The following is a 7,080-nucleotide window of genomic DNA, read 5'->3' as shown; positions in this document are numbered from 1 at the left end:
GCATTGTTTTTCCAGCGACTCGTGTAGTATTTGAATATCACGCATCTTGCTTTCAATCTTTTGTGTTTGTGGTGAATTCATTAGATCAGAAGGTAAGGTGCGTGTCTACTTATTGAACTACAAAGGTATTTTGTGGGGATTCACAAGTCGCAGGCGTTATATGCAGGGCAGTTTGACCACCCTGCTAAATAGTGTTACATATCAAAATCGATATCAAGAATTCTTGATACTTGTTGATTTTTCTCGTAAATTGGCCCGTAAATATTTGTGTAAAAGTTCATTATCTCTTCTTTTACAATTTCTGAAAATTTTTGATAGCCTCCAGAGGCTTGTAAGTATTCATAAGCTGTTGTTACTATAAAATCAGGTGAATCGCCGTTGATAATGGTGTTAGAAGAAATACCTTTAAGATCTTCTAGTGATAATACTTTCGCTTCAAGAGGGTCCTTTTCTGTTGAATGAATGTCTAAATTAAATAAATGGTCAGAAAATAATTCTTCAGAGTTAAGTGTTGCTCTTCGTTCGCCGGAGCTAAAGAAAGTGAGGGTTGATAATAAGTTTTTCTGATAGATAACAGCCATTGTCTCACAAAAATATGAATTATCTTCAATATGAAACTCTATGTGTTTATTCTTTAGTACTTTAGATATGTGTGAATCTAAAATCACATCTTTGCTATCAGTTTTTAAATGGTTTAGTTTGTTTCTGTTGAAATATTCAACAACTAGTAGTGAATTATAATCGTCGGTATCAATATACTTTAAGAACTGAAGTACATTATCAAACTTATCTTCGTTATCAATAGCTTCTGATAACTTTGAGTAGAACTTTTCCTTATGTTTATGAGGTAAAGAGGCTATAAATTTAGCAGCATGAAACTCTTGTACAGATTTATGTAAAAATACGTATTTATCAAAACCATCTTTTTGGATTAAACAAGTAATATTTATTAAGTCTTTTTGAATTTGTTCTGTATATTCTGGTAATACTTGGTTTAGTCGTATTGCAGATTGTAAATAACCATATAGAGATTCTTCTGTAAACTCTAAAGAATTTTTATTGATGCTGTCAAAGCAAAAAGCATTAAAAACTTTGTTTGCTTCTATAGCTGTGATGGGAGAGTATTTTTCTCTATTAAAGTTTTTGATCTTATCATGTCTACTGAATAAAGTGATAAATAGCTTGTCGTAGAAATCTACTACGCTTTCAGGGACGATGTCGAGGTATGGGTAACACACATATAGAAGATTAACGAGAATTGGACTAATTAATGTCTCTTGTAACTGTTTGTTACTTTTGATTAATCTTGGAAGTTCTTCTAATTCGTCATTTTTATCTAACTTTGAAATGATTGAAATAATATCATCGATTTCAAGGCTCTTTACTTTTAAGTTAACAATGTCGACCTCGCTGCATATCTCCGTACCCGGCCTTGTTGTTACGATAACATCACAACTGTATCTTGTTTTTAGTTGTATGATTTCACTTAGTAATTTAAGTCGATTTTGCGATGCTACTTCATCGTAGCCATCTAGCATTAATACAATTTTTCTTGATTGTAACAAGATTTCGACGTCACCATCATCAAAGGCTAAACCAATATCTTTAAGCTGTTGCTTAAAGTAACTGAGTATTGAGTCATTTTCTACGCGACGTAACTCTATCATAAATGGAAAACGTTGAGCTTTACGCATTTCTTCAAGAAATAACTTACGTAATATCGTACTTTTACCTTGCCCGGCTATGCCTATGATGTTGATTACTTTGCTAAAGCCTAATGTAAACCCATCTTCTACGGTGAGCTCATCACCATTAGACTGAACTTCCAGTTTTAGTGGCGAGTAAATTTCATCTAAGTATACGTCTGATTCAGCACTGTGTAGTGTCCGCATCTTCATAAAACGACTTACATATTTTTCTGCGTATACTTCGGCGGCATTGCTTTCAGACAGTTGTCTTAGTAGTTCTTTTCCTTGTTCTGTATCATGTTCCCAGACCTTATCAAGAAGCTTTTTTGTTACGTGTGTAACGGTTTGTTTGAGAGCTACCATTGTTAATGTAGTAGTAACTGGTTCCATGTAAGATTGCCTGCTCTAGAGATGATGTCGGAGTCAAAAATCTATCATAACTTAAGTGCTTGAGATAGAGCATATAACAAGGCAATCAAGGGTGATGCGTTACACTCGGCGGTTTTGGTACGGAGTTCAGTGCGCTTGGTGAGTTCATCGTGGCACACCTTATTGCAGGCGTTATATGCAATTAAAGTTTCATCAAGAAGGATTGTATTTTGAGTGGTAATTATATTGAACCAGATTGTGAAAAGTTCATTCATGAAAGTAAGCAAGTAGAAGAAGCTTATTCTGAAGCATGTGAGTGGATAAGTAGTTTTGGGGTTCCTTACGAAAAAACACGATTTGGGTCATATGAAAAAGATCTTCAGGAGTTTCTTAATGGTGGTGGGGCAGAAGATGCTAAAGAAAGTGTTAGCATTTTTCTCAATGCCCATAAGGAAGCAAATGAGCTTGTGAGAATCATGAACGTTTTCAGAAGTTTTGATACTGAAGCTATTTTAGAACCAATCAAAAAAATGACATCGGGACAGCGGTTTAGAAATGCAACAACAAAGGATCAATCTCGTGACTTCGCGTTTGAGCTAGGAATGGCGTCTCGTTTTATAAAAGCTGGCTATAACGTTGACTTGCGAGGTATATCTGACCTAGTTGTTGATATCAATGGCACAAAACTTTACGTGGAGTGCAAGAGGATGAAGTCGTTCAAGCAGCTAGCAAAACGTGTAAAAGCAGCAAACGAACAGATTAAAACTCGTTTAAACTCTGATAACTCATCGAAAAGCCGAGGTATGATTGCGCTTAATGTTACTGATATAGTTTTGGAAGGTAACACCCCACTCGTCTTCTCAAAACTAGAAGACTACCAGCAAACATCGGCTCGCACCCTCAAAGGTTTCGTGCTTAAGAACAAAGCTACTTTAGCTAATAAGAGAGTAAAAAAGTGTCTAGGTGTTATGACTGAGTTTACAACTCAAGGCATTATTTATGCCCCAGAAGCCGAAGACATGTCGTTTGCCAACATCCGAGAGGGAAATATTTATCAGTATCCTCTGACTGCAACAGAATTAACCTTTGTAAATACGTTCTGGGAAAAGTTAGGTAATCAAGACATATAACAATGCGTGATTTTGCATATAACAAAAACATCAAGGTGACGCGTTACACTCGGCGGTTTTGGTATGAAGTTCAGTGTGCTTGGTAAGTTGGACGTGGCGCACCTTATGTTCGGCGTTATGTTTTTGGGGAAGTAATCAGTGACAAAAGAGATCCCAGGCGTTTTTTATGATGATCCTAAAATGTCTGAAAACCACCTCAAACAGGTTAATATTTTAAGCAAGGATGAATGTTCAACTTTATGGCAGAAGTTTGTAAGTCATTCAAACCGTCATTTGATGTTACTTGATAGCTCTGAATGGGCATCAAAAATAATTGCAGAAAACCCTTGTTGGTATTGTTGGTTCGAAGATTGAAATAATGATGATTTTTCAATTTTCACCTCAATGTTATCAACTTTAGGGATTCCGAATGAAAGTGTGCTGTATGTGTTTTGGAAGCAAGAAATTGGTATAGGAACAACTTGGAATGTATTTTGCCAAAATTGGGCTAACTTCTTGTATGAAGATGAAGGGGTTATCCTAGTCATTCCAGGCTCAGATATATCAGTAATTCTGAGTAATGGTAGCGCTTGGTATGGTACACGAAGCTAAAAAAACATAACAAAGCAATCAAGGTGACCCGTTACACTCGGCGGTTTTGGTATGGAGTTCGGCGCGTTTTGTTGGTTTTGCGTGGGGCACCTTATTGCAGGCGTTATGTGATAGGAAGTTATATGATTAATACGCAAGATTTTAAAATAACTGATAATAATTTTAGATTTCAAAAAGACGACTACAAGTTGTCGAGAATCCGAGATGTACGAGTTAAACAAAATGCAATTAAAGACCATTTATTCAGGCTTATGGCTTTGGGCTTAGTTTTTTCTGGCATTGTATGGGTAATATGTCCCGAAGGCTTTGGATACATTATGGCTCCGATTGCATTCATAATTGGTTTAATTACGGCATTAATCTCTAGTCGTAAGTACGAACTTCAAATTGAATTTCAGCATATTGATGAAACAGGGATACAGTGGATTTCGGTTGCAAAAGCGAACAAATTGTCAGAAATGACCATCTTTAAAGAACAAGCGCAACATCTTAAACAAATAATCACATAACAAGGCAATCAAGGGTGACGCGTTACACTCGGCGGTTTTGGTATGGAGTTCGGTGTGCTTGGTTGGTTCAGTGGGGCGCACCTTATTGCGGGCGTTAAGCCTTAAAGGAGATGTATTATCAGTACGTTAGAGGAGCGATTCCATCAGTTCTTGCTTAGTGATCATGAACATGAAGATGTTGATGCGCTTGACCACTTGTTTGTTGGTAACCATGGTAACGCAGTAAGTAAACCTGACTATTTTCTATTTAATAGAAGTGTCATTTTAGAAAAGAAAACGTTATCTAATAGCCCTGAAGACAAAATAAATGTATGGCTGAATGAAGAGGCTAAAGTTGATAACGAGTTAGCTTCTATATTTCGCGGTACGATGCACGTTGAAGATATTATTTCAGCTCATCCCGATAAAACATTCCGGCGAAAAGTTATAAATAGGGCCTACCGAGGCTACAGGAATGATGTTATGCGCCATGCTAATAAACAGCTGCGCATATCATCAAAGCATTTGGGGTTTGATAACGCCGTAAAAGGGTTATTAGTCCTTAACGAAGCTGTTTCTGCTTTTAAACATGACTCTCTTGTGATTGAAACTGAAAAGGCTCTTTATAAACCAGACTCAAAACTTGATTCTATTGACTTTGTTATAATCATATCCGAAACGGATTTAGAGCATAAAAGTAGAAACTTCATGTGCTCTGTGCTCATAGATGATAAATCAGAATCTGGTGATTATATTGAAATGATAATTAGTAAGAACTTATTAATTAAATGGTCGATCTATAACAATCGACCTATTTGTTTTGTTGAAAATTAAGGCTTAACAAGGCAATCAAGGTGACCCGTTACACTCGGCGGTTTTGGTATGAAGTTCGGTGCGTTTTGCTAGTTTTGCGTGGGGCACCTTATAGCAGGCGTTAGCTCTCATCGGCATATTTGAATATATAAGAGGTTTGTCAATTGATTAATGAAGTGGCTTTATTATTAGGTATGTTAGGTACCGGAATGTTAGCTCTTGATGTAGCAAGACCTGAGATACTTTCAACTCTAAGTAATCGCTTTCGTGATTTTACACATCGAAGTATTTTGCCTATGTTCCTATTAAGACGAAATCATGAGCCAACTGAAGCTGATCGGGAGATCTTACGTACAATTCAAATTATTGGTACGTTGAGTCTACTTGGACTGTTTATATCTGCGTGGGTTTTACTTCCTGAATTCGAAAGCTTATTAAATGATTATGCTTGGATAGTAGGTATACCTTTTGTATTGGCTTTATTAGGCATTTGGGCTCTGAACTATAGCCAATGGATAAGCAAGATATTGATATCAAGCTCCACGGCATTGATATTACCGTTTTTTTACCTGTTCTTTATAGCCTTTGGTATCCTAGGTACAATTTTACGCTACATTTTAAGACCAATCGTTAGGCTCGAAGGTGCAGTTATTGGTCGGGACCAGTCTCCAAGGCTCTTAGGTTTGTTGATACTCTTTTTTAGTTTTGCTTTGCAGCTATTTGCATTGAAGAGCTAACAAGGCAATCAAGGTGACCCTTTACACTCGGCGGTTTTGGTATGAAGTTCAGTGTGCTTTGTTAGTTTAGTGCGGGGCACCTTATTGCAGGCGTTATGGCTCTTAACGAACTGTAGTCATCATGGTCTATTTCATCAATGGTGGCAGTTTTTCCAATATCTTATCAGTCGCAATGCCGTGAGAACCGTTCAGCGATTATTGCGGTTTTCTGCATGGCGTAGATAAAATTCATTGCCAATTTAGCGGTGAAAATCTCCAAGTTCTTTAGCCGCAATTTATCATCACGCGATGATGGTTATTACGCAGGTTGCGGTTATCTGTTTGGTGGTCACAAGGTTCTTTTTCCTCTTTAGCTGTGATTGCCCAAGTTCGAGTGCCGCAACAAGGGATTGGCATTTGGTTAGTGGTTGTTTTTTCGTTTACTAAATCGCTTTCAGATTCATTGCCAATGAGGTTCCGATTTTGTTGCCGCTACCTTGCATGATGAAGAGCAAGGCCTCAGAATGCTGAGAGTTAATGGGAAAACGTAAGTAAAACAAAAGGATTGGCGCCATAACAAGGCCATCAAGGTGATGCATTACACTCGGCGGTTTTGGTATGGAGTCCGGTGCGCTTTGCTGGTTCAGTGGGGCACACCTTATGGCAGACGTTATGTGCTCATACAGTAATTAGCGATAATATTCCTTAAATTTGTTTAAAGTAAGCAGAGAAAACTATGGAAGAAAAGGTATCAAAAGCAGAAACTATAGCTAAATCTGTCGAAAAAATATCAGATAGTAAAGGCTTAGCTGCTATTGGGGATGGACTTGGTATGGGAATTGTAGCTTTAGCATTTTGTATGGCTTTTCCAATGCTCATGTTTGCAAGTAAATGGGATGGTAAGCTGCATGAAGAAAAACAATGTTATGAAATTAAAGAAATCGAAAACCGAGTATATAAGTTAAATACTTGTACGGGTGATCTGAATGAAATTAAAAACCTGCCGAAAGATAACTTAAGCAAGTAGTGCGCACTTACTATTTGAATCCAAGGCACATAACAAAACAATCAAGGTGATGCATTACATTCGGCATTTTTGGTATGGAGTACGGTGCGCTTGGTTGGTTCATCGTGGCACACCTTATTGCAGGCGTTAGGCATGACAAAAGACTGCTTTTGGATCTGGTCGTAACCACGTCGCCCAAGAACGGGAACTCTTAGTCCATTCGCTCATCGTAGGGCTGTCCTTAAAGTTCTGGGAAACGCAGGTTGCTCCGTTCTTTGC

6 protein-coding genes and 1 pseudogene are annotated in these 7,080 nt (G+C 37.6%); 6 read left to right on the top strand and 1 reads right to left on the bottom strand.

Annotation, left to right across the window (positions count from 1 at the left end):
* Positions 1-194: 194 nt before the first annotated feature.
* The gene (locus tag EIZ48_RS27385) at positions 195-2,078 is read right to left on the bottom strand and encodes an NACHT domain-containing protein (RefSeq protein ID WP_160658461.1); all 1,884 of its coding nucleotides are present in this window, start codon (positions 2,076-2,078) and stop codon (positions 195-197) included.
* Positions 2,079-2,287: 209 nt separating this feature from the next.
* Between EIZ48_RS27385 and EIZ48_RS27380 the strand changes: the two genes are divergently transcribed.
* From EIZ48_RS27380 to EIZ48_RS27350, 6 genes and pseudogenes are all read left to right on the top strand, one after another.
* Entirely contained in the window at positions 2,288-3,187 is a 900-nt protein-coding gene (locus EIZ48_RS27380) for a hypothetical protein (protein WP_160658460.1), read from the top strand.
* A 180-nt stretch (positions 3,188-3,367) separates the two neighbouring features.
* A pseudogene (locus EIZ48_RS31235) lies at positions 3,368-3,778 on the top strand (DUF2947 family protein).
* Positions 3,779-3,900: 122 nt separating this feature from the next.
* A complete protein-coding gene (locus tag EIZ48_RS27365; protein WP_160658454.1) occupies positions 3,901-4,287 on the top strand; it encodes a DUF6232 family protein in 387 nt (128 codons plus the stop codon).
* A 150-nt stretch (positions 4,288-4,437) separates the two neighbouring features.
* The gene (locus tag EIZ48_RS27360) at positions 4,438-5,100 is read left to right on the top strand and encodes a hypothetical protein (protein ID WP_160658452.1); all 663 of its coding nucleotides are present in this window, start codon (positions 4,438-4,440) and stop codon (positions 5,098-5,100) included.
* Between the two features lie 143 nt (positions 5,101-5,243).
* Positions 5,244-5,816, top strand: coding sequence for a YfhO family protein (locus EIZ48_RS27355; protein WP_160658450.1), 573 nt, complete (start codon positions 5,244-5,246; stop codon positions 5,814-5,816).
* A 715-nt stretch (positions 5,817-6,531) separates the two neighbouring features.
* Positions 6,532-6,822 carry a hypothetical protein gene (locus EIZ48_RS27350; protein WP_160658448.1) on the top strand — a complete coding sequence of 97 codons (291 nt, stop codon included), beginning with the start codon at positions 6,532-6,534 and terminating at the stop codon, positions 6,820-6,822.
* Positions 6,823-7,080: the final 258 nt, after the last annotated feature.

The sequence above is a fragment of the Photobacterium alginatilyticum genome, from assembly GCF_009910675.1.
Taxonomy (GTDB): Bacteria; Pseudomonadota; Gammaproteobacteria; order Enterobacterales; family Vibrionaceae; genus Photobacterium; species Photobacterium alginatilyticum.
This window is presented reverse-complemented; position numbering and strand designations above follow the sequence as displayed.

Excerpts from the sequence above, each read along its gene's own strand:
- EIZ48_RS27385 (WP_160658461.1), bottom strand. The coding sequence starts at position 2,078 with ATGGAACCAGTTACTACTACATTAACAATGGTAGCTCTCAAACAAACC.
- EIZ48_RS27365 (WP_160658454.1), top strand. The coding sequence starts at position 3,901 with ATGATTAATACGCAAGATTTTAAAATAACTGATAATAATTTTAGATTT.
- EIZ48_RS27350 (WP_160658448.1), top strand. The coding sequence starts at position 6,532 with ATGGAAGAAAAGGTATCAAAAGCAGAAACTATAGCTAAATCTGTCGAA.